The 24,890-nt window shown below is 38.6% G+C and carries 19 protein-coding genes, 7 tRNA genes, 1 rRNA gene and 1 pseudogene; 2 read left to right on the forward strand and 26 right to left on the reverse strand.

From position 1 onward, the window contains the following. Nucleotide 1 precedes the first annotated feature (1 nt). The 11 genes from BLS20_RS10780 to BLS20_RS10830 all read right to left on the reverse strand — a co-directional run bounded on the left by BLS20_RS10780 (nt 2) and on the right by BLS20_RS10830 (nt 11,372). Nucleotides 2–2,254 carry an ATP-binding cassette domain-containing protein gene (locus tag BLS20_RS10780; protein ID WP_090174384.1) on the reverse strand — a complete coding sequence of 751 codons (2,253 nt, stop codon included), beginning with the start codon at nt 2,252–2,254 and terminating at the stop codon, nt 2–4. A 204-nt stretch (nt 2,255–2,458) separates the two neighbouring features. Beyond that, nucleotides 2,459–2,944: a deoxycytidylate deaminase gene (locus BLS20_RS10785; RefSeq protein ID WP_090174385.1), complete on the reverse strand. Its 486-nt coding sequence runs from the start codon at nt 2,942–2,944 to the stop codon at nt 2,459–2,461. A gap of 14 nt (nt 2,945–2,958) precedes the next feature. Beyond that, nucleotides 2,959–3,402, reverse strand: coding sequence for an arsenate reductase/protein-tyrosine-phosphatase family protein (locus tag BLS20_RS10790; protein ID WP_341443226.1), 444 nt, complete (start codon nt 3,400–3,402; stop codon nt 2,959–2,961). A 26-nt stretch (nt 3,403–3,428) separates the two neighbouring features. Beyond that, the gene (locus BLS20_RS10795) at nt 3,429–4,466 is read right to left on the reverse strand and encodes an L-threonylcarbamoyladenylate synthase (RefSeq protein WP_090174387.1); all 1,038 of its coding nucleotides are present in this window, start codon (nt 4,464–4,466) and stop codon (nt 3,429–3,431) included. A gap of 16 nt (nt 4,467–4,482) precedes the next feature. Then, entirely contained in the window at nt 4,483–4,989 is a 507-nt protein-coding gene (locus BLS20_RS10800; protein ID WP_090174388.1) for an SCP2 sterol-binding domain-containing protein, read from the reverse strand. Nucleotides 4,990–5,136: 147 nt separating this feature from the next. After that, the gene (locus tag BLS20_RS10805) at nt 5,137–6,099 is read right to left on the reverse strand and encodes a branched-chain amino acid ABC transporter permease (protein WP_090174389.1); all 963 of its coding nucleotides are present in this window, start codon (nt 6,097–6,099) and stop codon (nt 5,137–5,139) included. A gap of 15 nt (nt 6,100–6,114) precedes the next feature. Next, the gene (locus tag BLS20_RS10810; RefSeq protein WP_090174390.1) at nt 6,115–6,981 is read right to left on the reverse strand and encodes a branched-chain amino acid ABC transporter permease; all 867 of its coding nucleotides are present in this window, start codon (nt 6,979–6,981) and stop codon (nt 6,115–6,117) included. Nucleotides 6,982–7,003: 22 nt separating this feature from the next. Continuing rightward, on the reverse strand, nt 7,004–7,720 hold the full coding sequence (locus BLS20_RS10815) for an ABC transporter ATP-binding protein (protein WP_207645162.1): 717 nt from the start codon (nt 7,718–7,720) through the stop codon (nt 7,004–7,006). Beyond that, entirely contained in the window at nt 7,717–8,445 is a 729-nt protein-coding gene (locus BLS20_RS10820; RefSeq protein WP_176762386.1) for an ABC transporter ATP-binding protein, read from the reverse strand. The genes BLS20_RS10815 and BLS20_RS10820 overlap by 4 nt, the downstream gene beginning before the upstream one ends. A 114-nt stretch (nt 8,446–8,559) precedes the next feature. Further along, nucleotides 8,560–9,840: an ABC transporter substrate-binding protein gene (locus BLS20_RS10825; RefSeq protein ID WP_090174392.1), complete on the reverse strand. Its 1,281-nt coding sequence runs from the start codon at nt 9,838–9,840 to the stop codon at nt 8,560–8,562. A 272-nt stretch (nt 9,841–10,112) separates the two neighbouring features. After that, nucleotides 10,113–11,372 carry an ABC transporter substrate-binding protein gene (locus tag BLS20_RS10830; protein WP_090174393.1) on the reverse strand — a complete coding sequence of 420 codons (1,260 nt, stop codon included), beginning with the start codon at nt 11,370–11,372 and terminating at the stop codon, nt 10,113–10,115. 84 nt (nt 11,373–11,456) lie between these two features. Here BLS20_RS10830 and BLS20_RS10835 point away from each other — a divergent pair, with 84 nt between their 5' ends. After that, a complete protein-coding gene (locus tag BLS20_RS10835) occupies nt 11,457–13,352 on the forward strand; it encodes a sensor histidine kinase (RefSeq protein WP_090174394.1) in 1,896 nt (631 codons plus the stop codon). Here BLS20_RS10835 and BLS20_RS10840 read toward each other — a convergent pair. Both BLS20_RS10840 and BLS20_RS10845 read right to left on the reverse strand, forming a co-directional pair. Further along, nucleotides 13,318–14,943 carry a response regulator gene (locus BLS20_RS10840; RefSeq protein ID WP_090174395.1) on the reverse strand — a complete coding sequence of 542 codons (1,626 nt, stop codon included), beginning with the start codon at nt 14,941–14,943 and terminating at the stop codon, nt 13,318–13,320. The genes BLS20_RS10835 and BLS20_RS10840 overlap by 35 nt on opposite strands. A gap of 27 nt (nt 14,944–14,970) precedes the next feature. Then, nucleotides 14,971–15,342 carry a hypothetical protein gene (locus BLS20_RS10845; RefSeq protein WP_090174396.1) on the reverse strand — a complete coding sequence of 124 codons (372 nt, stop codon included), beginning with the start codon at nt 15,340–15,342 and terminating at the stop codon, nt 14,971–14,973. 214 nt (nt 15,343–15,556) lie between these two features. Between BLS20_RS10845 and BLS20_RS10850 the strand changes: the two genes are divergently transcribed. Continuing rightward, complete coding sequence (locus BLS20_RS10850; RefSeq protein ID WP_423230184.1) at nt 15,557–16,990, forward strand: alanine/glycine:cation symporter family protein; 1,434 nt, start codon at nt 15,557–15,559, stop codon at nt 16,988–16,990. A 20-nt stretch (nt 16,991–17,010) separates the two neighbouring features. On the opposite strand, the gene BLS20_RS10855 is transcribed toward BLS20_RS10850, so the two are convergent. The 13 genes and pseudogenes from BLS20_RS10855 to BLS20_RS10910 form a co-directional block, all read right to left on the reverse strand. Next, nucleotides 17,011–18,342 (reverse strand): MATE family efflux transporter, encoded by a 1,332-nt coding sequence (locus BLS20_RS10855; RefSeq protein WP_090174398.1) that lies wholly within the window; start codon nt 18,340–18,342, stop codon nt 17,011–17,013. Nucleotides 18,343–18,472: 130 nt separating this feature from the next. Next, nucleotides 18,473–19,003 (reverse strand): nitroreductase family protein, encoded by a 531-nt coding sequence (locus tag BLS20_RS10860; RefSeq protein WP_090174399.1) that lies wholly within the window; start codon nt 19,001–19,003, stop codon nt 18,473–18,475. A gap of 1 nt (nt 19,004) precedes the next feature. Beyond that, complete coding sequence (locus BLS20_RS10865) at nt 19,005–19,571, reverse strand: SGNH/GDSL hydrolase family protein (protein ID WP_090174400.1); 567 nt, start codon at nt 19,569–19,571, stop codon at nt 19,005–19,007. A gap of 379 nt (nt 19,572–19,950) precedes the next feature. Next, a pseudogene (locus BLS20_RS13845) lies at nt 19,951–20,103 on the reverse strand (transposase); the annotation flags it as partial. Between the two features lie 80 nt (nt 20,104–20,183). Next, a complete protein-coding gene (locus BLS20_RS10870) occupies nt 20,184–23,501 on the reverse strand; it encodes an ADP-ribosyltransferase-containing protein (protein ID WP_143010259.1) in 3,318 nt (1,105 codons plus the stop codon). 453 nt (nt 23,502–23,954) lie between these two features. Beyond that, nucleotides 23,955–24,027, reverse strand: a tRNA-Lys gene (locus BLS20_RS10875). Nucleotides 24,028–24,050: 23 nt separating this feature from the next. Further along, nucleotides 24,051–24,123: transfer RNA gene (locus tag BLS20_RS10880), tRNA-Phe, on the reverse strand. 18 nt (nt 24,124–24,141) lie between these two features. Then, nucleotides 24,142–24,215, reverse strand: a tRNA-Met gene (locus BLS20_RS10885). A gap of 33 nt (nt 24,216–24,248) precedes the next feature. Then, nucleotides 24,249–24,330 (reverse strand) — tRNA-Tyr (locus BLS20_RS10890). 23 nt (nt 24,331–24,353) lie between these two features. After that, nucleotides 24,354–24,426, reverse strand: a tRNA-Thr gene (locus BLS20_RS10895). A 10-nt stretch (nt 24,427–24,436) separates the two neighbouring features. Then, nucleotides 24,437–24,509: transfer RNA gene (locus tag BLS20_RS10900), tRNA-Val, on the reverse strand. Nucleotides 24,510–24,519: 10 nt separating this feature from the next. Next, nucleotides 24,520–24,593, reverse strand: a tRNA-Asp gene (locus BLS20_RS10905). A 209-nt stretch (nt 24,594–24,802) separates the two neighbouring features. Next, nucleotides 24,803–24,890, reverse strand: a 23S ribosomal RNA gene (locus tag BLS20_RS10910); the annotation flags it as partial.

Below are 24,890 nucleotides of genomic sequence, written 5' to 3' on the forward strand. Positions count from 1 at the left end.
ATTACATTTTCAGTGCATCTATCGGTTTTAACTCTGCTGCCCTATATACCTGATAAAGACTACTGATTACAGAAACGATGATTGCAAATATTAATAATCCCACACATAACAATATATTTAGTTGTACAGATGTCATCGACAAATCATATTTTTCATAAAGAAGAATTGATGCGACTATGTTAACAATCATCGCCACAATTCCGCTTGACACTCCTATCATTACACAATCAAATCGTAGCACTTTTTTTATTTCTTTTTTTCCTACTCCAAGAGATTTTAATATACCAATTTCATAAATACGGTCGTGAATCGATATTTTTAAATAAGCATGAATTAAAGAGTAGGCCAATACAATGGATATACCGCAGATTATTGTAAACAGCATTTTCCAAATCTGCGTACTTCTGGATACTTCTACAAAACGATTTTCGTAATTTGACTCATAGTAATAATTTTGTCCAATTTCAGAATTTGCAAGATTCTTCAGACTTGAAACATCAGTTGCATAACACTGTGCTGCGACCACAGAATTTTTTAATACTGTTGCTTGCATTTTCTCCGAACCATATATTCGAATATCATCTTCGTCATGTATACCCACTATCTTGCAATTGTTCATACCCCCGGATTCCATTATATAATCTTGCCTCAACACTTTATCCGCCATTTGCATTGCCTCTTCATCTTTTTGAAGCAACTGATCAAGGGTAAAAGATTCATATTCCCCTGTCATTGATGAGTAGATTTCTCTTGCCTGATCAACGCTAATTACAATTTCATTTTCTTCTGTTGGCTGTGAGCCATACACGATATTGGAAGCTTCCCCTTTCATCAACTTTCCGCTTGTTGTTTCTGTACAAACATTATCATCAGACTCTAAAGATTCCTGGCTATATATATACACATTTGAAGATTCCTTTTGCTTTTGCAATACAGAATTATTAGAAATATAAGTTAGATAGACTCCATCTACATTACTTATATGATTAACTCCCACAATAGTATATGTGTATTCTTCAAAGTCCTGATCACATAGAGTAATTTGCTCTCCAATTCCATTACCTGCGTAATATTCATCCGCCAAATCTTCTCCGATAATAATCTGATCATCTTCTTGAATATAATCGCCTTCCAAATTTCCTGTCATGATACGATTTTCAAAATACGAGTCTATTATTATTTGTTTTACAGACACTTCTTTCTCGCCATTTTCAACAAAAAATTCAGTATCTGAAACCGGAACAATTTCTTCAAACATCTCGGAATCTTCTAATTCCTGCAAAAACTCTTCTGATATTTCTTTGTCTGATGTCTCCGAAAGATTAGTTGCTATTTCTTCACTCAATTTGTCCTGTTCATATACCGTAACCAAATCCATATCATAATACGTATTGTCCAGTTTATCAACCGATACACTTACAGCATTTGACATAAAAGCACTTATTCCCAGCAACCCTATCGCTAATCCAACCGTAATCATCATAGCTATAAACTTGCCTCTATATTTCGTCAAATTATTTAACGATAATCTCTTTATATTCGAAATAGAAAGCTTTCCTATTTGATTTATTTTTCTTATTTCCGTTTTTTTTCTCTCATCATGGCGCAAGCTTTGATGACTTTTTATCTTACCATCACAAAGTTCAACTATCTCGTCTGCATATACTTGTGCCATCTCTTTATTATGCGTTACAACCACAACAATTCTTTCACTTGATATTTCTTTTAATAATTTGAATACCATCTCTGTATGATGTGAATCCAAACTTCCAGTTGGTTCATCCGCCAAGATGATTTGTGATTTTTTAATTAACGCTCTTACCAACGCAATTCGTTGTTTTTCCCCTCCACTTAATACATCAACCTTTTCGTCTGCTAACTGAAGTACATTTAACTTTTCTAGTGCTGTATAGATATCTTCTTCCGTTATTTGGTCTTCTGACAAATCTTTCATCAGCAACAAATTTTCCATAACCGTAAGACCGGGTATCAAATTGTAGTCCTGAAAGATAAATCCAATATATTTTCCAGTATACTGTTCCACATCCTTAATATTTATTTTTTTTCCATCTAAGAGAAGTGAAATTTCTCCCTGATTTACCCGGTCCAATCCACCAATCAAATTAAGCAGTGTACTCTTACCAGAACCGGAATCTCCTATTATTACGGTCATCCCCTGCTTTAATTCCAAAGATATATCCTCTATAATTATTTTCGTTTTTACCTCTCGTTTTATATTATCTACTAGTATCATCAAACTTCCCCTCTCAGTTTTTTCAAGTAATAATAACTTCTCACATCTACTATTGTAGCATTTGCAAAGTTAATATTCTTCTCAATTTTTATATTTGAACTAGTTGATAAAAATGCATGTATGTAAAAAGTTTTTTCCTATAATTCAAAAACAGAAAGAGAACTATTGTCTCTTCCTGTTAACATTTAAAAATATGTTCACTGTTTACAATTCAATTTCGATGGTTCGCCCAACCGGAGAATATTGATAATACCTAACCCCGGCCGCATCGAGCATCTTCTTCGACGCGATTGTGCTCGGCTCCATGATATACTTATCATTCTCGTACACAATCGTCTTAATGCCACTTTGAATAATCGCTTTCGCACACTCATTACAAGGAAACATCGAAACATAAATCGTAGCTCCCTCCAAGCTGCCACCGCGATAATTCAAGATCGCGTTCAGCTCGCTATGCGTCACATAAAAATATTTATTATCTAAAGGATCTCCCTCACGTGCCCACGGAAATTCATCATCCGAACACCCCTTCGGAAATCCATTATATCCCATCGAAAGAATCTTATGATCTTCACTTACAATACAAGAGCCAACCTGTGTATTTGGATCTTTTGATCGCATACCGGACAGCTTGGCTACTCCCATAAAATATTCATCCCAAGATATGTAATCTTGTCTTTTATCACTCATAATCTAATTTCTCCTTAACCATAGAGATCATTTAGCTTGTCTGCTAACTTTTGCAGACTTTTTGTCAACGTTTCAAAACACAAGCCATAAGATTGAAGCGAACCACCATATGGATCCATAATTTCCAGCTCATCTCCAACATATTCGGTCAAAACATGCACAAATTGAAAATCATAATTATCGATAATCTGCTGTTTATCTTCTGCCTGCATGGTAAACACCAGCGTATCTTCCGTAAGATCTTCCTTTGTCAGTTGTCTAGACTGATAATCTTCCAACTGCAAATCATTGCTGATCATGACGGCTTCTGCTTTCTGGTTTAAAGGTTCCGGAAATAATACAACCAGACCTCTTGCCATAATCTCAACCGGAACTGCCAGCTTCATCTTTGAAAAAATTGCCATCGCCATCGGCGCTCTACATGTTCCGCTATGACAGACGAATATGATTCTTTTCACTACTTTCAAATTATTTCTCCTTGTTCTTACACATCCACAATCTGTCCCCCGGCGGCCTTTTTCAACCGATTCATGATTGCCCTTCCAAGACCTGTTTCTTCAATCGCCTCACTGTAAATAATATCTGCCTTCTTATCATCACAAATGCGAAGTACAGAAAACAGATTTGCTGCTATCTCCTGCATATCATTTCCAAGCACAAGATGTTCCATATGTGCATAATAGTTCTCATTGCATTTAAGACATAACACACATACTTTCTTACTATCTCCATGCTCAAACGCTTTCGTTTTAATATATTCTGCTACACGTTTACGGTTTCCCCGCACAATTGTAAGTGCTCCTCCGGGTGCATAATGTCTATACTTCATCCCCGGTGCCTTAGGCTTAACCTTCGAATCTGATGCAATAATTCCCGGATCTATACGAACTTCACCAATGATGGGTTCAAAATCTTCTACCGTTAAAAACCCGGGTCTCAGTATCGTGGGAATTGGCGCCGTAAAATCTATAATTGTTGACTCTAGCCCTATTCCTACACTTCCTCCATCTACAATCATCGGAATCTTTCCATTCAAATCCTCTTCAACATGAGACGCTTTTGTCGGTGAAGGACGCCCAGATGTATTGGCACTTGGTGCGGCGATAAACCCTCCACTTCGCCGAATTAATTCCAGCGCCACCGGATGCGATGGCATTCTAACTGCAACGGTATCCATACCGCCTGTTGTGGAGTCCGGCACACACGAACGCTTATCAAATATCATGGTAAGCGGCCCCGGCCAGAAATGCTCTGCTAAAGAATATGCCTCATTCGGTATATTCTTTGCAATCTTGCTCAAATCCTCAATTCTGCTGATATGCACAATTAAGGGATTATCCGATGGTCGTCCCTTTGCCGCATAAATCTTTTGTGCGGCATCAGACTGTAAAGCATCGCCTCCAAGTCCATATACTGTTTCTGTTGGAAATGCTACAAGCCCTCCGTCTTTCATAATTTTTGCGGCCTCTTCTAGCTTTTGCAGATCCTGTTCACTTCCAATTGTTACTAACTTTGTTATCATTTATGCCATCTCGCTATTATTTTGAAGCTTTCTTGGCAGTTGTTGTTGCTGCTTTTTTTGTCGTTGTTGCTTTCTTTTCGGTTGTATCCGACTTCTTCGTTGTTGCTTTCTTTTCGGTTGTATCTGACTTCTTCGTTGTTGCTTTCTTTGAAGTCTCTGATTTCTTGGTGGTTGATTTCTTTGTTGTCTTTTTCTTAGCCGGAGCATTAATCAACTCTTTTATCACCACTAAATCTTCAGGATTGCCCTGCACATGAATACGGCCTTCCTGGCTTGCTGCTACCGGATCGCTGCTGCCATCAAAGATTGCAATAATCTCATCTGCCGTTGCTACAATCTTCAAATCATGATCGTAGTATTCATATGGCTGAACATCTACTTTTCCCTTATTTAACTCTACATAGAATGCGCCATGTCCCTCTCCGATAATATCAATTTCATACGCAATATGTTCCTTTACCTTCTTAGCATCCAGTCCCGTTGAAACCTTCGTAATCTTTTCTACAATTTCCTCAAATGTCATACGATTTCCCTCCTTCTATAAATCGTCATAGCGCCATTCTTTTGCCCCTAATTATAGCCAATTTTATGCACTTTTACAACCTTTTACACATACAAAAGGCTCCCATACAGGGAGCCTTTTGAAAAAAGAGGGTACTATTACGTCAAACTATTCCTTTGCTGTCTCTCGTTTGGGAATACTTCGCCTTGGCGATAAGATCTGGAAACCTGTCTTGGCATATAAAGTTCCCATAATTCCCTGCGGCGCAATCATAATAACTACGATTGCAATGATGCCTAAAACGATATTCGACATACCCGGATAATTATACATAATCTGCGTTATAATAACATAGAGTATGGAACCAACAATTGGTCCTTCCATGGTTCCAAGACCACCGATAATTACGGCAAATGTCATCGCAATTGTCCAGTTGATAGAAAATCCGGTTGATGGATTGATATAGGCTGTCTGCATATATTGTGCTCCACCTATAAGTCCCATCATAAAGCAGGCGATTACATAACATTTTAATTTCGTCTTGTAAATTTCAACACCCATGGTTTCAGCTGCTGACGCGCTATCACGAATCGCCATAAGCGCAAGTCCAATCTTCGTTCGAAGAAGGAAGAATACTACAAATGTTGCAAGAACAGCCATAATAAGAGCCGTGATATAAAGCTGCTTTCCATTCATTCCAAATACCGTGTTGATACTCCAATCTTTTGCATAATCAACGAATTTCCAGTTAGAGAAAAATACGTTTAATGCTTCTGCAACAATCCAGGTACCAATGGCAAAATATACACCCGACATCTTAAAGATTGCCGGCGATACCGCCAGACCGAACAGTGCACAGATGACCGCTCCAATGATAATGGAAAGAAAAATATTCATTCCATATCTTACGGATAGAATCGTCAATGTATAACCACCGATTCCGATAAATGCTTGCATACCAAGCGAAAGCATTCCTGCATATCCGCCAAGAAGATTCCACATCTGGCTCATTGCCAGATACAGACACATCAGTGTCAAAATATTAAGTAAGTTTGGGCTTCCCGCTGCTGGAATTACCGCGAATAATACTACTAAAATAACAATTAATACAATAAGTTTACTTTTCTTCATAATTCGATGGCCCCCTTACTTTCTCATCGCAGATGTTGCGAATAAACCGTTTGGTCTAAGTGCCTGGATTACCAATAATACGATATAAGCAATCAGCATCTGAACACCGGAACCGAACACAAAACCACCGAGTAACTGTGCTACACCAAGCACGATACCACCGATTAGAGTACCAAACAAACTTCCCATACCACCGATAACGACTACTCCGAATGCAATAATCAGATACTGTGTACCGGACGATGGATAGAATGTAAAAGTAGATCCAACCAATGTACCTGCAACAGCTGTAATTCCCATACAGATTACCATTGCTGCCGCAAATGCTGTCTTTGTATTTACACCCATGAGCTCTGCTGCCATTGGATCATCAGAGGTTGCACGGATAGAACGACCAAAGTTCGTCTTTTGCATTACTAATGTCAAACCAACAATAATTACCACTGCGATTATAAACGATGTCAGATAACTTGCTGAAATCGAAACATTTTCTGTTGAAACAACATTCTTTACGGACAGTGAGTTATTAATTGCCTGGTTATCCGCACTAAAGATCTTCAGCATTAAGTTAGATAAAAAGATCGATAGTCCGAATGTTACCAATAAGGCCGGAGCCTCACCTTTATCCATTACCTTGTTGACCAGGAACTGCTGTATTACAAATCCCAAAATACACATCACGATAACGGAAATAATTGTTGAAATAATCAGGTTACAACCAAGTGCTCTGGTAATTACCAATGTGATATATGTTCCCAAAATCATCAAATCACCATGCGCTAAATTGGTCAACTTCATGATACCAAATACCAAAGACATACCGATACCGATCATGGAGTATAGTCCTCCAAGGAGGATACCTGTAATAATACATTGAGCCATTTAATATGTCCCCCTTTCTGTGCTATGCGAATGAATTGATACCAAAGTATGCATCATTTACTTCATCTTCATTTAATTCGCTTGACTTACCTTCCATAACGATCTTACCTTCTAGTACGACATATGCGTAATCAGAGGCCTGCAAAGAACGTGTTACGTTTTGTTCTACAATCAACATCGTAAGACCTGTTGCCGCGATTTCTTTTAACTTATCATAAATATCATTGATAACGACCGGCGCTAGTCCAAGTGATATCTCATCACAAAGAAGAATCTTTGGCTGTGTCATGATGCCCCTTCCGATTGCAAGCATCTGTCGCTGTCCACCGGACAGATAAGTTGATTGCTGTTTTGCCTTTTCTTTCAGAATCGGGAAGAGTTTATAAACGCCTTCCAATCTTTCCATTCGTTCCGGACCCTTTGCCATATACGCTCCCATCAGGAGATTATCTTGTACCGTCATGGACTCAAAACAATGACTTCCTTCCGGTGCCATTGACAGACCTGCTTTCGCAATCTGATGCGGCTTTTTCCCGGAAATGTTTTGTCCATCAAAGATAATTTCTCCCTTTGAAGGCTTATTAAGTCCGCAAATAGTATTCATAATTGTTGATTTTCCGGCACCATTTGCACCAATTAAGGAAACAATGGTTCCAGGCTCTACATTTAATGATACGTCCCTTAGAGCAAGGAAATCGCCGTAATGAACGTCAATATCTTTTACTTCTAACAAACTCATTCGTCGTCTCCTCCTCCCATATATACCTTCTTTACTTCACTTGAATTCATGACATCTAATGGTGCACCTGTAATAACATCTACTCCATCAGCCAAAAGCATTACCCTATCTGTTCCTTCTAACATGGTTCTTATGATGTGCTCAATCCAGATGACACTTACACCCTGGCTCTTAATTTCTTTTACCAGGTTAATGATTAATCCTACTTCTGATTCCGTAAGACCTCCTCCCACTTCATCTAGCAGTAAGATCTTCGGCTCCGTAGCCAATGCTCGACCGATCTCTAAACGCTTTCTGTCAAGAAGTCCAAGCTTACCGGCAAACAAATCCAACTTATCATCCAGTTTAATTACATCCGCTACTTCTAAAGCTTTTTGTTTTGCCTCAGCTTCACTCATTCCCGCACCAAATACGCCGCCTACCATAATATTTTCAAATACAGTCATCTGCTCAAATGGTCTTGGAACCTGGAACGTTCTTCCGATTCCGCCACGGCAACGTTCTGTTACGCCTTCGTGAGAAATTTCTTTCCCTTGGAAACTAATGGTTCCCTTGGTTGGCTTCAGAATACCGGTCAGAATGTTAAGCATAACTGTTTTTCCGGCACCATTTGGTCCAATAACGCCAAGGACTTCATTTTCATTTAGTTCAAAGTTGATGCTTTTTAACACATGGTTGCTTCCAAAAGAAATGCCAAGGTCTTTTACAGTCAATACCGCACTCAATTCACATACCTCCTTGCATTTTATATTCCCTAGTTTTTAAAATCTCAGGGACGTTTCACAATCCTATGAAAGACCCTGAGATTTTATTATTGAGTCATTTTCTTTTTCTTACTGTTATTTAGTAACTTTAAGTTCAGCTGTTGTTGGGCAATCCGGAACCTGCGTATTTGCAATGATTTCCTGTGTCCAAGAACCGTCATCGTTGTAAATCCACTGTCCGGTTACAAGTGGCTGTACAGAGTAATGCTGCTCATTAAAGTCTACCTTACCGATTACCGTATCGACGCTAAGTTCGTCACAAGCTGCTGTTAACTTATCAAGATTCAAAGAACCTGCATTCTTAAGTACGTTATAAAGAATTTCTACATTTGCATAGTCATATCCACATGTAGCCGGTGCATATTCATCACCTGTAAGTTCCATCCATTTTGCTCCAAGCTCTTCACAAGTTTCGCCTGTGATAGAAGATACATATGGATGAGAAGTTGTCCACCAAACTTCTGAGCAAAGTCCGTCTGCAAGTCCATCAGCACCTGCTGCGTCAACGTCTTCTTTAAACAGTGTAGCCTTAGCTACTGTTGTAACCTTAGGCATGTAACCTGAAGATTTCAGCTGTGAATAGAATGTACCAAAGTCAGATGTAAGCATTACACCTACTACTGCGTCACAGCCTTCTGCCTTTAATGAGTTGATGATTGATGTATAGTCTGTATCACCTGAGTTATAAGCTCCCGGGTCTACAGCTTCGTATCCATTTGCTTCACAGAATTCACTGATTGCATTGATCATGGTCTGACCTTCTGTATCTGTTGCATGCATTACACCAACTTTTCCGCCGCTGATTCCTGCTGCATCCCAAGCATCCTTGAATGAATTCAGCTCGTTTTCTGTATTGAATCCTGCATGATAGCTGTACTGGTAATCTGATGTTGCCCAAGCTTCATCCGGTGTATCTACGGAAAGACAAAGTACTCCGGCACGTTCGCAAGCTGCTGCAACCGGAACGGTTGTATCTGCTGTCTTTGCAGTCAGCATAATATCAACATTCTTACTCTTGATTAAGTTGTTCGCTGCTTCCGATGCTTTTGTAGGATCTGATTCCGAATCCGCATAAACAAGCTGAATCTTCTTCGTGGTTCCATCTACTTCGATTCCACCTGCTTCGTTAATTTCATCAACTGCATATCCATACATTTCTTCGGTACCTGCACCAAATGCTGCAAGTGCACCGGTCTGTGGATATACAACACCTACGGTAATGGTGTCTCCTGATGAAGAACTCGAGCCACCTTCATTTGTGCTAGAACTGCTTGAGCTGCTCCCGCAAGCTGCAAGAGAACCAACCATCAATGCGGCTACACCTAATGCTGCAATTCTTGTTAATCTCTTTTTCATGTTTCTCCTCCTTTTTCTCTTTGGATATTCTCTTGTCGCCGTAATGGCACCCCCAATAGAATATTTCCTTTATGGTAGTTTTATTTTATAAATAATTTATAAACTTTAAAATTGGAAAATCTTATTATTTTATTTGTTATATTACGAATTTGATGCTATATGCATAGTTTTCCAGGCATTTGCCTTTGTTTATTGTGCGTTTTTGTCGAACAATAAAATAAAACACCTTTTTGCTACCATCATTTTGCCAATGGTTACAAAAAGGTGTCTACTCAGTGAAAGCATTCTTTTGCTGTTTTCATGAATTCTTCAATTGTTATATCCTTCGCCAGATATTTTCTATTATTAACTTTCCAAAGATTTTCCACGTCATGATCAAGCTGTATGCTTGAATATTTTGCAATATTTTGCTCATCTGCGATTAATTCTTCTAACTTAAGAATCTGCTTTGGTGTCTGTGCTTCTTGTTCATATTCTTTCGTAAGCATATTGATATAGCCTTGCTGCGTTACATTTAACTCATTCATCTTTTCAGCATATGACGCACAGATTTGCGCTGCAAGCGATGAGTTGTCCGAATTTGCATTTACACATAAACCAGGAGATTGATTTGGATTTTCACAGATGAGTCTTTCACTGTCTAAAAAGCTTTCCATCTCAAATCCATCTTTTCCCATGTTCTGAATCAGATGATAGATGATATCGCTACTTTCCACCATCATGACGGCTTCGCCTCCGATAAAATCGGTCACGGCCTCAGAATGGCCCTTGTCCAATGTGTTTTCATTAAAAGCTCCCGCTTCATTTAATTGTGCCAGCTTCATCGCAGCTTCTTTGAGCGTATCATAATCTGTAGTTTCCCCTGTTATATACTGCTGCCATGCATCCTCATCCAAATAATCAACCATCATATCAAGCAGGCGATTAAAGGATTCGCCTTCTTTATCTCCACATTCCATAAGCACATAATCTGTATCATTTAACTTATTATATCGTTTTATCTGCCTATTCATGGCCATAAGTTCTTCGAAGCTTTTCGGAATACTTAATCCCATCTCTTCTAACAATGATGAATTATAATAGATCACATGATATTGTCTTGGCATACAGGGTATGACATATATATTATTCGAATACTCTGTAAGACTTCCCTCTTTATAAGATAAATCGGATATGTAACTTTGAACCGGAAGACATACTTTCGCATCAATAAATTCCTGCACATATTGTCCATCCCCCAGATAAAAGATATCCGGCAATTCTCCGGTTGCTAGTGCTGTTAATAGTTTTGTATTCATCTCTGAGAGGGAATAGTTCTTTACTTCAAGATTACAATTATACTTTTTTTCCAAATCGTCCCAGCCAAATATGTAATAGTATCCCGGAATATTACCATCATAAAATGTCCACACTTCCAGCGTAGCTTTTTCCGTCTGCTGAGATGTCTCTACCATTACCGGTGACGAGCATGCTGTTACTATGAGTAATAACAGTATCACCAGGCTTATAGCGGCTAACCGTCTTTTCTTCATATCTCGTTCCTCTTCTTATTCTTCTTAAGTCGGATTGTATCATATCCCTTTTGCGATTACCATGTGTGGTTTACAAACAATTTTATGAACTGTAAAATAGAACGTGTATATGAGGGAGATACTATGAGAAATCGACGGTTATTTTATCAAATTTTCAACGGATTACCTGCTAAGGTCAGCTTCAAAAGAAGGCTGTTTATTTCGTTTGTCCTGATTTGTATTCCGGGTCTTATCGCACTAACTATTTTCTCCTATCTTCTAACCCGAACCAATACACAACGTGTCCTGTTACAATCTCAAAATTATCAAGTTGAACAGATTAACACTTCGCTTTCTTCCGTATATCAAAATACAGAATATTTATCGAGAGATCTTGTCATCAGTTCTGTTGTGCAGGATTATTTAAAAACGATTGCTTCCGGCGATTCTTCTCTTCCAAATGACACGGAACTATCCTATACCATTGATTCTTCTATCAGTAATCATGAGTATGTAGAACATATCATCATCACGACTATGAATGCGTCTTGCTATAGCTCAGCATCTGCTTACACCGATATTACTTCATTTGATAATATTAAAAAAAAATGGTGGTATAACGACATGACCGCTATCTCTAATTCTTATCAGTGGTTTACGTATGCTACATTGGATGCCACAACCTGGCGCAAACAACAACGCAAGGAAATCGCCACCCAGATTAATACCATGATGCTTGCAAGACCGATTTATGACACTTCCGATCCCTCTAAACAACTTGGGTATTTGATGATTTATCTAAAAAAGGAGTATCTGCAAAACATCTGGAACAGCGTTGATTGGGGACATAGCACGAATATTTACGTTTTTGATGAAAATCAAAACCCAATTGATTCTAATCTTCCACTGACGGACTATTCCATGCTTATCGACAAGTATCATTTGCAAAATGATTCTAGACTTATTACTTACAATAACCATAACTATATCTATTCTTCTCTCCCTACGGGATTTGATAACTGGTATACGGTTATGATTACGCCCTATGCCGAACTAGACCATTCTTTGACTAATGTTTTCATCACCGTACTTATTATGATTGCGGCTTTAATTGTATTAATTGCTTTTTTATCTAGCAAAAGTGCTTCTAATATGTCTCGGCCGATTATCGTTTTGTCTGATATTATTAATGCTTATCATGGTCCTAACAGTACTCGTGATGAGAAACTTATTGCGACTTATCTTGAACGTAGTGATGAAATAGGGGAAATTTATCGTTCCTATATGCAGCTTGAAGATCGAATGCAAAGTCTGATTGAAGAGGTTTATGTCAAGACACTTGAAAAAAAGGACGCGCAGCTTGCCCTTTTGCAAAGCCAGATCAATCCTCATTTTCTGTATAATACGCTCGACTCTATCAATTGGCTTGCGCTAATGAATCATCAAGATGAAATCTCCCAAATGATTACGGCTTTGTCTAACACATTTCGCTTAAGCCTTATGAAGGACTCCGAGTATTATGTACGTCTTGATCAGGAAATAGAGTACATCAAAAGCTATTTGGTATTACAAAAATTTCGTTATGATGACAGACTTCATTATTCCTTTGAATTACCTAACCATCCGCAAGATTATGAAATTCTTCGTTTTGTTCTGCAACCAATTGTCGAAAACAGTCTTAAACATGGCATCGATCGCCTCCCAAACGGTGGTCATCTGTTAATTCGAATTCGCATTGAAGATGATATGATAGTTGAAGTCATCAATGATGGCGATCAAATCAATCTTTCTAAGATGGATAAGCTTTTAGTCTATCAACCAGAACGTTCAGAGCTCATTGCATTTATGGACGAAGGTTATGGCGTTCAAAATATTTACCGGCGTATTAAAATCGTATGCGGAAATAAATATGGCCTGCGTTATTCTATTGCGAATAAGCAGACCATCTGTACGATTCATCTTCCGGTTAAGAAGCCTGACTGCGAAAAGCCGACAACGTAACTCCGGTATGTTTTTTAAAAATTTGTGAGAAATATGCGTAATCATTATATCCCACAGCTTCTGCGACTTCGTACATTTTCAGGCTTCCTTCTTTTAGTAGTTCCTTTGCCCTTTCTATGCGAAGTCCGGTCAGATAATTGACAAATGTAATATCCAATTCCTTCTTAAATAAATTGCTAAGATAATTCTTACTGATTCCTATCGCATCTGCTACATTCTGAAGCGATAGGTTTTCTTTATAATTTTCTTCCATATAAGCCAGTGCATCAGCAATAATCTTATTAGAGGTCATTGTTTGATTCGAATTCATTGCCTTTGCCAGTTTTACGGATACCTCATAGGATAATTTCTTTTGATCTTTTAGCGTTGGATACTCTTTTTGCATTTGTTGCAAATCCAATAATGCAATCTTCACAATCTCTGGCTTTGCATCAATTCGAATCTGCTGTTGGTAAATTCGAAGAAGAATTAAGAATGTTGTAGTCCCGGTTAGATAATAACTCATATTAGCCGGGTTTTTCTGCACCTGCTCATAAATCTTATCGACAGCTTCTGCGATTTGCCGATCCTCAGCACTTACTAAAATTCTTTGGAACAATGCTTCTATCCGATCATATGGTATCAACAATTCATTTGCATACGACCCATCCTCTATGTTCTCCGTCGGATCTTCCACATTTGCCTCCTGCAAAAAGATTGCCTTAATACACTCATTTCTTGCTTGAAAGACATGATGCAATCCTTTATGTATCCTGCTGATTCCGGCAACAAGATGAATGCCGGCTTCCTTATATTCTGCAATCAAAGACTGGATATCGCGTTCCATCGGTTGATAGATCTTTTGAATTACTCTCGTGGTATCCCCGATCAAATCTTCATGCTTCTTATCCGGATAAATCAGCCACGCAATACTTTCATCAAGCATAAACTGTTCAATATGACCATAGTTTTGTAATCTCTCATTTGCTTTTGATACAAGCGTTCCCATTTCTGACAGATAATCATTTCGAAATTCCATATGATACGTCTCTAACTTTATCATGATAAATGGCGTGTTTTGCGCGTCTATTTCAAGGTCTCCCTTTAACATCTGATAAAGCTGATCATCAAACAGATTATCCTCTGCTATCGAAATAAAAAATCGATTCTTTAGTTCCGCCTTATTTGTCTGTATCCATTTGTTAACAGAAAATGTATAGTTCATCTCTGCCTGCTTTTTTGTGATCTTGTCATGCATCTTTTTCAGCATCTGACTAAAAGCATCCTTTTCAATCGGCTTTAACAAATAATCGGCTACACCAAGCTTCAATGCCTCCTGTGCAAAAACGAAATCTCCATATCCTGACAATATTACATATTCCGCATTCGGCAGTATCTTCTTAGCCTCTGTTACAAATTCAATCCCTGTCATCTTCGGCATCTTTATATCGGTAATGACAAGATCCGGTTTCTTTTGTGCTAATTCTTCTAAAGCCTTTATTCCATCCTGATATGCTCCGACTACTTCATATCCATGTTCTGCAAGATTAAATACTTTCTGAATGCCTTGCAGCACTATTGCCTCATCATCCAGCAACATCAACTTAAACATGTATCGTACCCCCTGTTCTAGTTGTTGTTATCTTATATAATCTTTCTTTGCTTTTTGAAGTCTCGTTACAAACCAAATTACAACCGCCAAAAATGCTAATAAAACAATCATCTGTATTTTAGAATTCTTCAAATAATATTCTACGAACATTCCCAATAGTCCATATCCCATGCAAGCAAACCCAAACACCATAGTTGGAATCATCATGAATGTACAAAATCCTTTTGTATCTTTAACTCGCGGCAACTCTTGTGCACTTAAAAGCCACTGCGGCGGCTGTCCGTCCTGTGCCATTTTTTTGGCAGTGTATACAGAATATGCTCCGTATACAATCAGGATAATTCGAACAATACTAAATACATCAAAATTCCCCAAATCTTCTGTTAAAAAAAACTGCATTTTCATTTCCCCTTTTTCTATGCCAAATTTAAGACTCCCTCTTGAATCTTGCGCGTCGAATTTTCGTCTTATCAACTCTTCGACTGAATTAAAATGATTATAGCATAACCGTATTCTTATCGCTAGATTACTGTTCGTGTCAAGTTATTTTCTTGACAGATATTTGTTCGCCTAGTATACTTGATTTTGTTTGAAAAATGGGTTAGAAAGGGATATTATGGAAACTTTTACAGAATATTTAGTATCAATAGATGATATTATTTGGGGGCTTCCCCTTATGATTTTGATTCTTGCCGGCGGAGCTTTATTAACTGTTCGTCTGCGTTTTATGCAGGTTCACAAATTACCGTTGGCTTTGAAATGGATGACCAAAAAAGAATCCGGCGGAGAGGGGGATGTATCCTCATTTGCCGCCTTATGTACCGCACTTTCTGCTACAATTGGTACCGGTAATATTGTTGGTGTAGCGACAGCCGTATGTACTGGTGGTCCGGGCGCGCTCTTTTGGATGCTTGTCGCCGCATTCCTGGGGATGGCCACCAAATTCTCAGAAGGATTTCTCGCAATCAAATTCCGCGAAACTGCTCCTGATGGACACAAACTAGGCGGTCCTTTCTATTATATTGAAAAAGGACTTGGTCCTAAATTCAAATGGCTTGCTAAGCTCTTTAGTATTTTTGGCATTCTTGCCGGACTTCTCGGTATTGGAACTATAACACAGGTAAATGGTATCACGTCAGCATTAAAGAATTTCTTTGATCCTAACGATGCGCATATGGTTTCTATAGGCGCACTTGGTGATTACTCCATTGTAATTGTTATTTCTTCGATTGTGATTGCAGCTTGCGTTGCACTTGTGATTATTGGTGGTATCAAACGTATTTCACAAGTTTCTCAAATTATTGTTCCGGCCATGGCCGTTATTTATATTATCTTTTGTGTTACTTTAATCTTGTGCAATCTTTCCGCTGTTCCGGGCGCTGTACTTACAGTTATTGAAGCGGCTTTCAATCCTCGTGCAATCACAGGTGGTGCTGTCGGAAGCGTTTTTGTATGTATTCAAAAGGGTGTTGCACGTGGTATTTTTTCAAATGAAGCAGGGCTTGGTTCCGCTCCGATTGCTGCTGCTGCCGCACAGACAAAAGATCCTGTACGTCAAGGTCTTGTATCGATGACCGGTACCTTTATTGATACTATTGTATTATGTACCATGACCGGTCTAAGCATTGTATTAACCGGTGCCTGGCAGGTTGAAGGTCTCGAAGGTGTTGCGGTAACGACTTATGCATTTTCAAAAGGTCTGCCATTTCCTTCACAAGTTTCGGCCTTTATCTTAATGATATGTCTTGTGTTTTTTGCTTTTACAACGATTCTTGGATGGGATTACTATTCTGAACGTTGCCTTGAATACTTAACAAACGGTCGTATGCGCATTGTTAAAGTATACAGGTGGATTTATATCTTATTTGTATTTATCGGTCCTTATATGACCGTTTCTGCTGTTTGGACAGTTGCAGATATTACAAATGGTTTGATGGCTATTCCAAATATGGTTTCCTTGTTTATTCTTAGCGGTGTGATTGCCCACCAAACCAACAGCTATTATAGAGAGAAAAAACATAAACAGGCCGATCATCTGGCTGTATAAAATTGATTGGACTTAAGGTTTTATGCCTTTTGTCCAATCATTTTTTTTGCCTGTATAATCAGTGGTATTACCATTACAATCCATATTAGCGGCTCTGTCAGAATTACGCCCCAGTATCCTAATACGGGCACTAAAAGAAAGGTAAATGCTATCTTGCCGATTAGTTCAATGGCGCTTGATATCACAGGTGTCACTCTTGCACCCAGCCCTTGTAGCATATTTCTCAGTACAATAATCACATAACAGATCATATTAAATGATAGCTCAAACTTGAGATATAACGATCCCCAATACAAGATGGTTTCATCTGCCGAGGATGTCAAAAATCCTATTAGATATCTCGAAATCGTATACATCAAGATCACAACTATTATGTTCCAGATGACGCCCATCATAAGCGCTGACTTTAATCCCGTTCGTACTCTATCCGGTCTTCCTGCACCGCTGTTTTGCCCTGCAAATGTCGTCATGGCATAGCCAAGTACGATTGCTGGCAACATCATCATCTCGCAGACCTTTCTTGCTGCTGTATGTGTCACAATAAACTGTGCCCCCAAACTATTGATAGACGATTGCAGTGTCACGGTTCCCAGTGCTACCAAAGAGCCCATAAGCCCCATCGACAACCCACTTTTCATCATTTCTGCCACCAACTTGCCTTCCGGCCTAAAGTCTGATTTTTTTACGTGTAATAACTCAAATCTTCTTCCAATTCGTATCAGACACAATATTACTGACAAAAGCTGTGCAAATACTGTTGCATACGCTGCTCCTGCGACTCCCCAGTGAAAGAACTTTATAAACACATAGTCCATGCCTACATTTCCTAGTGATGCCACGATTAAAAAGATGAGTGGCGTTACAGAATCTCCGATTGCTCTCAATGAATTCGCACATACGTGATACATTACCGTTACTACCATTCCCACTATCAGCACCTGAATATATGAAGCCGCCATCAGCTTTTGCTCCTCCGGTATATTTAAAAATGTCTGTATCGGATCTAGGAACACCATTATCGCTACAATCAATATAACGATGGTTCCCAAACTTAAATAGATGGTTGTGGCAAATGTTTTTCTTACTCTTTCAAAATTTCTTGCACCAAAATAAAAGGCCAACATTATGGAGAATCCCATCGTCAAGCCATTCGCAAATGTATTCATTAAATTGTACAAGCTGGAGATACTTCCAACTGCCGCCAACGGGTCTTCCCCCAGCAGTGCGCCTACTATCTTCGTATCGAAGAGACTGTAGAGAAGCTGAAAGATCTGGCCGACAAAAATTGGCACGGAAAATCCAAGCAACAATTTCCAGGGTTTTCCTTTTGTTAATAATCTTGCATTTACCATCTGTGTTACCTCTTGTTCGGTTATTCATCATACTACTTTTTCGTGCTTATAAAAAGACCGTATTCTACCAGAAAGGTTGCTCCCTTCAAAAATAGCCCCTTGTGACGAACACAACGGACTATTTCCTTCTCTAAATTCTTGTTATCGCAATTTTTTCTTCTTTTTCTCTCATTTCAAGTGGCTTATTTGCATAACCAACTGTCAGTCCGGATAAGATCTCATATCCTTGCGGAATTTTGAGCATCTTCATAACTTCCTCATCAGCCTTAAGTTTACCAAGACATCCCCAGGTATAACAGCTTCCGATATTAAGCGCCGTCGCCTGTAAAATCATATTTTCAATGACACAAGCCACATTACAATATTCGATATGATCATCAGAGATATCCGTTGCCGAAACCAAAATGAGTGTCTTTGCGCCATGAAGCGGATCAATCATCTTGCCCGGTGTTTTTCTTGACGGTGTCAAACAGGTCTTTCTAATGGCCTCTATTACTTTTTCATCCGTCACTACCGTAATATGTGTCTTCTCATGATCTCCAACTGCTATCGGTGCCGTCTGTGCAGCATCTATAATCTTTTGTAATTCTTCCTCTGTAATCGGCTGATCCGTATATTTTCTGACCGATCTTCTCAAATATAACGCTTTTTCAAGTTCCATGTTATTTCCTCCAATCTTTTTCTATCACCTCTGCAAGAATTCGTGCCGCAAGTTTCGAACCGGCAAGACTTGGATGATAGCAATCATCACTGTATAACTCTTGTATCTGTGCATGTTCGTAAAATGCTTTTCCCACATCTGCAATAAGAGCATGATTCTCCTGTGCAGCCTGATGATAAGATTCATACATCTTTTCATACATATCCTCATAACTCATATTCATGGATGCCATCTTCTCGCTTCCTTTTTTATATGCCCAGGTTGCATAGAATACCGGCGTTGCACCATTTTCCCTTATCTTATCACACAATTTACCGGCATTTCGCAAAAATGCTTCCTTTTCTGTTATCGGGCCATTACTCATCTCCTGCAAAATGACATAATCCCACTTTTCTTCTTTTAAAGCTTTTAAGGTTTTCGCTCCCATCTTCGTCTCATGGTTCAGCTGTTCTGCCAGTCTCGCGCCGCCCCTTGTATGCGCAATAACTTCAGCGCCTGTCAGCTGCGATAAAAGCACATCCAATTCATTTACAAATATAAAGCTATTACCAAGCATTAAGATTCTCATAGGCTTTCCTTTCTAAGCATTTGCAATATCATATATAATTTATACCTTATTTATAAATTCTTCAATGAACCTTCGAATTTTTGTCACAACTTTTTCACACAAAAAAGTTATAGTATAACCATCAAAGGAATTATTCCTTAGATAACAAATTTTTTTTCATAATCTCCCTCTTAAGGAACTGCGAAAATACTGAGACTATATACTCCCCCCTCACTTATTATTCAGTATGTTCGCAGTTTTTTATTGCAAAAAAATAAAACATCATTGAAACATTATACCCAATTAAGATGCTTTGGCGATCCTTGTAGGAAAATTTTTAATATTCCGATACCTTAAAACATGGCAGATCACACAATCTGCCCTGTTTCAGAGTGTAGACAAAGATTCTTTCTATAGTTTCTTTTCTGTGAGAGTATAATTCTTTCATTCCTTGTGTGCATCGTATATCTTCACATGCTTCCATGTATTCTTCCCAAACATATCTGGTTACTACTTTGACATGGTTCTTACTAGCTGTGCACTGACCTAGGAATTACAGTTGGAATATACTTTCCGGTTTTTTCATTAGGTTTTTCAAGCATTGTAAGAAGTTCTTTTGCAATGGATTTTTTTCTATCGCGCGTTTTTCTTACAGACTGCTTGCTTTGCTTCATCAAATCTGTGCACATCAAACGGATCGTATTCAGCACTGTCATCAATAACCGGCTTTGCAACTTCCATTATAGTACGTGCCAAATCAGCATATGACACGCGCTGTGCTCGTTTAAGCACGCGGAACACTTTCTCTAGGTTATCCGCTAATGCTTTCTGGCTATACTGGCTGTTCGTTTCTGCTATAATATCTCGCGCAATACGATTTATCTTTGTTCTATCTACTTCTATATCTTTAATGTTAGAGCCATCTGAAAGGATACTATCAACCTTTTTCGCGATGCTTCCAATAGCTGCATATTCATCCACATCATCCATAAAGTTTTCAATGTCCAAAGCATAACGCATATCATCCAAGTCCGTCGGTTCTTCATTGTCAATATCATCAGGCACCCGAAGCGAAAACCTCACATCTGGATCTTCCGTCGGATTTTCGTTATCAATGCTCTTAATCTGATTCGATTCAAATACCAGATATTCTGTGTATCCGTCATCTTCAGCAATCACTCCATCGTAACCCAAAGACTGCAACTTCTCTCTTGTCTTTATTCCTGCGCCTTCCTGTCCTTTGAAACTAAAGAAGATATCATAAGCCGTATCATAGTCAGCCGGGTTTGTGATATTAAGGTAATACTTGCCTACGTTGCTACCGTATCCATTTGACTCATCGTAGTCATCTGAGAAGAAAAATGCTTCAATGTCCTCAGTACCACGAGCCATATCCAAATCGAACACCGTAAAGTCAGCTTCTGTTCCGTGATACACCGGAATCAGATGTCCCTCTTCATCTCTAACCTTACTGTCTTTAAAGTAATCCTGCTGTCCTTTGGTTAGACTACGTCCTTCGGAGTCCACTTCGAGGGATTTTTTTATATCAGGATTGTTTTTTTCTGAATAATAGTCTACAATATTCTTAGGGAGACTCCTGGGCGCGAGGCTACTGTCCATGACGGTAGGAATCTCGTCTGCCGGAGTTTCCCTAATTTTTGTTACATCATAAAGCGTTCTTACATTCTCCTGATCTAATATGTTTATCTGGCCAACAAAGTATGTATTTCCCACTTTAAACACAGCTTTATAATGATCTATACCGTTTATGGCTTCCGGATGCTCTTCTTTTATTTCACTATATGGTATATGTTTCTCTAAAACACTTGCTTCTAACAAATTATCTAATTCTGTACTTAAACGCCATTTGGCATCCCATATTTCTTCTGAATAGTTTCTCCGTTTTGCGCGTACGTAGTGTCGCACACCTCGACCTGTTTCTACAACCGGTGTTCCGTCCTTATATCCGACAATCTTTCCCTTATATCGTTCGTTAAGAATCTCTCCGGCCTTTTCTCTTTTTTCGTTTAAGCTAAGACCGTCAAATATGTCTTGATCAACATCCACATTAACATACTTTGTTCCATCCGGTAAAACCTGAAGGGAATACCGGATATCCTTATTTTCTTTGTTAAACCGTTCAGACAATGGTACAACTTCTCCGTTATCGTCATACGTTACATCGCTGCGCTTAATCTGGGATGAATCAAACAATACAACCTCATCACCATTTCTTCCCTGGAATATACTGTCATAACCTTTAGCTTGAACGCTGCCGGAAAAATCATTATCTATTATCAAATCACGCGGTCTCTTTACAAATATGTCATTGTATTTTGTTTCCACAAGATAATGAAAAGCCCTTAACAGTTTGTTGTTAGCACCCTTGCAATCAGCATAATCTTTCGTATACTCATACCATGAATATCCATCTTCTGTTACTTTATCAGCATTTACAGAATAGTATTTATTCCCGTTATAATCCGTTTCTCTTTTTACAACAAATCTCACATTTTTAATTATATTATTAAGATCTTTCTCGAACTGTTTTAATGAATATTCAATCGGATTGCCGTCCTCATCATATATTTTAAATATTACACTATTTTTATATTCCGGGAATTCCTTTGCGAAGTTAAGTGCAAATATGGCATTGCTTAGATCCCCCTCGTAATCTTTTACCGCCTTACCATTCCATTTATACAAATCTTCCACATAGTATGGGTTTTCAGTGTTTAAATAAGCAGAGATAATGTTACCCCCATACATTTTTGCTTCGCCTTCGGTTGTTGCAAAATAGAAACCTCTTCCAAAAAATCCGGAATCGTTTGCACTTCCTATTGTCTTTTTATCAAATTTATTGAATTTATCACTGTTTGTACCGTGATAGTATTCTTTAATACTTCCATCTGCGTTTCTAGCTTTTGTCCTTGGCAAACATAATTCTGCCGCCTTCTTAATATACTCTTTTGCCTTGTTTATATTATTGTTATTCACGGCATTTATATAATCCGAATTAAGGCCTGACAATTCCTTTAAATGGCGCTTGACAACATTATTACTCGGATGTATTATAGTGTTGAAGTCAAGAGCGTCAAAAGCCGCGGAGAATTGGACTCCAAGGAACTTAGACATACTCTGGCTTCTTTTTTTATTTTTGTATAATATATTGCCTTGTGCCACAATATTATTTATCCACTTTCTAAAATCATGATCTTTTCCATAAAAACTAGTCATAAAGTTCGAATCCACGTGTGAATAATTCACAATTCCGGTACCGTCTGTTTTTATCGCTGCAATTATAGGGGCTTTATCTGAATCCATAGAATTTGAAACAACAACAATACTGTCATTTTCCGTAATTGAATCGGCTATAATTGCTGGGTGTGCTAATAAAACTGGTGCCTGTGCGACTTCATCATCTGTTAATCCGTGCCATGATCCGTTTCTTCCTTTTGGGTGCGTAATGTTTTTGAAGTGTTTTTTTGTCATATAAATAGGACTATTATCTAACCCAACTTGCTGCAGAATATCAGGTGTATACGACATAACAAGCAAACTGTCTGACTTGTTCATTTTACCCTTTCGATAGTCTTTTATCCTATCACTAAATTCTTTATATTCATCCAATTCTTTATTCGTTGCATCTAATAGTTCATTTACGCCCAGAACAAATCTTGAATTTCTGTCCCTGTTACTCTCATTAATGTTTACATTCTGATAACTTTCCTTCACGCCTTCCAATGCATAAAGAAAAATATTTCTTGCATCCTGCAAGTTTTCAGCAGACTCTTCTAGCATGACCGCTTTATCGCCTTTTAGTCTATGCGTTTTAATATAATTAGTGACAGTATCAATCAGCTTCTGCAACAGCTCACTAAACTTTTCTTTTAAGCTCTTAGCTTCCTCTTCTGTATAATTAGCATCAAGGAATTCCACTAAATCACGCACGCCTTTTTCGGAACTAAAAATAGTTTCCCACGCATTTCACATCATTTCTTGTGCTGCAAGATTCCGGATATATCCGTTGAACGAATAACTTATCTTCTTGGAGATAACAAATCTATGGTTTTGGACGTTTATTCGCATCTCAAAGAACATAATTCCTCAGATATTAACAACGAAACTTTCTCAGTTCTCAAAAACGTAAACTAATGAGATAATATAATCACATAATAATTTAATCAATTTACATCATCTACAGAAAAACGCTTTGTTCTCTTTTGTACCTCTCGGACAAGGCGTTTTTGTTTGCAAAAAAGTGAGACATTTTTATACATTATGGTTGTTTGAGACACTTTTGAGAGATCCAAACCATTTATTTTGAACTAAATCCGATCACTTGCGAAACAAAAAAATGCGGAAACCCTTGATATTGCTGAGTTTTCCGCATTTCATAGATAATGAGCCATCGGGGACTCGAACCCCGGACAACTTGATTAAAAGTCAAGTGCTCTACCACCTGAGCTAATGGCCCGTATTTATAATATATAACCTAAATGCCCAGTTCCGGAATCGAACCAGAGACACGAGGATTTTCAGTCCTCTGCTCTACCAACTGAGCTAACTGGGCAAAATAAAAAATAAAAAATTGCGGGAGCAGGATTTGAACCTGCGACCTTCGGGTTATGAGCCCGACGAGCTTCCAGACTGCTCCATCCCGCGATATCATGTTACACTTTTCTTTTTAGAAAAGAATGGATGGAGGTGGATTCGAACCACCGAAGCAATTTGCAGCAGATTTACAGTCTGTCCCCTTTGGCCACTCGGGAATCCATCCATATAACTATATTAAGTTATAAAAGCCGATGATCGGACTCGAACCGATAACCTGCTGATTACAAATCAGCTGCTCTGCCAATTGAGCCACATCGGCAAAAAACAAATGGGACCTACAGGGCTCGAACCTGTGACCCTCTGCTTGTAAGGCAGATGCTCTCCCAGCTGAGCTAAGATCCCATATATTAAACGACCCAGAAGGGACTCGAACCCTCGACCTCCGCCGTGACAGGGCGGCGCTCTAACCAACTGAGCCACTAGGCCATATGAAGATGTTGTACCTTCAAAATTTCACACAAAAGTATCGTTGATAAGTATTTCGAATGATTTACGCTTGGTAAAACGAATCAGCTCGAAACATTCGTTTCTCGCTGCCGTTTGCAAGCAAACGTGCCCGATTCTTGCCACAAAATTCTCATCAAACAAGTTTGTTCGAATTTTCTGTCTTCGAATCTATTCGTTTTATTCCTTATTCGATCAAGCCATCGACCGATTAGTGACAGTCAGCTCCATACATTACTGCACTTCCACCTCTGCCCTATCTACCTTGTAGTCTTCAAG

Origin of the sequence: Eubacterium oxidoreducens, assembly GCF_900104415.1 — a bacterium.
In the GTDB taxonomy this organism is placed as follows: Bacteria; Bacillota; Clostridia; order Lachnospirales; family Lachnospiraceae; genus Eubacterium_C; species Eubacterium_C oxidoreducens.

Coding starts and splice junctions, on each gene's coding strand:
- BLS20_RS10845 (WP_090174396.1), bottom strand. CDS start 15,342: ATGCAGTTTTTTTTAACAGAAGATTTGGGGAATTTTGATGTATTTAGT.
- BLS20_RS10795 (WP_090174387.1), bottom strand. CDS start 4,466: ATGATAACAAAGTTAGTAACAATTGGAAGTGAACAGGATCTGCAAAAG.
- BLS20_RS10785 (WP_090174385.1), bottom strand. CDS start 2,944: ATGAGTGATAAAAGACAAGATTACATATCTTGGGATGAATATTTTATG.
- BLS20_RS10800 (WP_090174388.1), bottom strand. CDS start 4,989: ATGACATTTGAGGAAATTGTAGAAAAGATTACGAAGGTTTCAACGGGA.
- BLS20_RS10805 (WP_090174389.1), bottom strand. CDS start 6,099: ATGAAGAAAAGTAAACTTATTGTATTAATTGTTATTTTAGTAGTATTA.
- BLS20_RS10860 (WP_090174399.1), bottom strand. CDS start 19,003: ATGGAACTTGAAAAAGCGTTATATTTGAGAAGATCGGTCAGAAAATAT.
- BLS20_RS10855 (WP_090174398.1), bottom strand. CDS start 18,342: ATGGTAAATGCAAGATTATTAACAAAAGGAAAACCCTGGAAATTGTTG.
- BLS20_RS10780 (WP_090174384.1), bottom strand. CDS start 2,254: ATGATACTAGTAGATAATATAAAACGAGAGGTAAAAACGAAAATAATT.
- BLS20_RS10830 (WP_090174393.1), bottom strand. CDS start 11,372: ATGAAGAAAAGACGGTTAGCCGCTATAAGCCTGGTGATACTGTTATTA.
- BLS20_RS10840 (WP_090174395.1), bottom strand. CDS start 14,943: ATGTTTAAGTTGATGTTGCTGGATGATGAGGCAATAGTGCTGCAAGGC.
- BLS20_RS10865 (WP_090174400.1), bottom strand. CDS start 19,571: ATGAGAATCTTAATGCTTGGTAATAGCTTTATATTTGTAAATGAATTG.
- BLS20_RS10835 (WP_090174394.1), top strand. CDS start 11,457: ATGAACTGTAAAATAGAACGTGTATATGAGGGAGATACTATGAGAAAT.
- BLS20_RS10810 (WP_090174390.1), bottom strand. CDS start 6,981: ATGGCTCAATGTATTATTACAGGTATCCTCCTTGGAGGACTATACTCC.
- BLS20_RS10815 (WP_207645162.1), bottom strand. CDS start 7,720: ATGAGTTTGTTAGAAGTAAAAGATATTGACGTTCATTACGGCGATTTC.
- BLS20_RS10825 (WP_090174392.1), bottom strand. CDS start 9,840: ATGAAAAAGAGATTAACAAGAATTGCAGCATTAGGTGTAGCCGCATTG.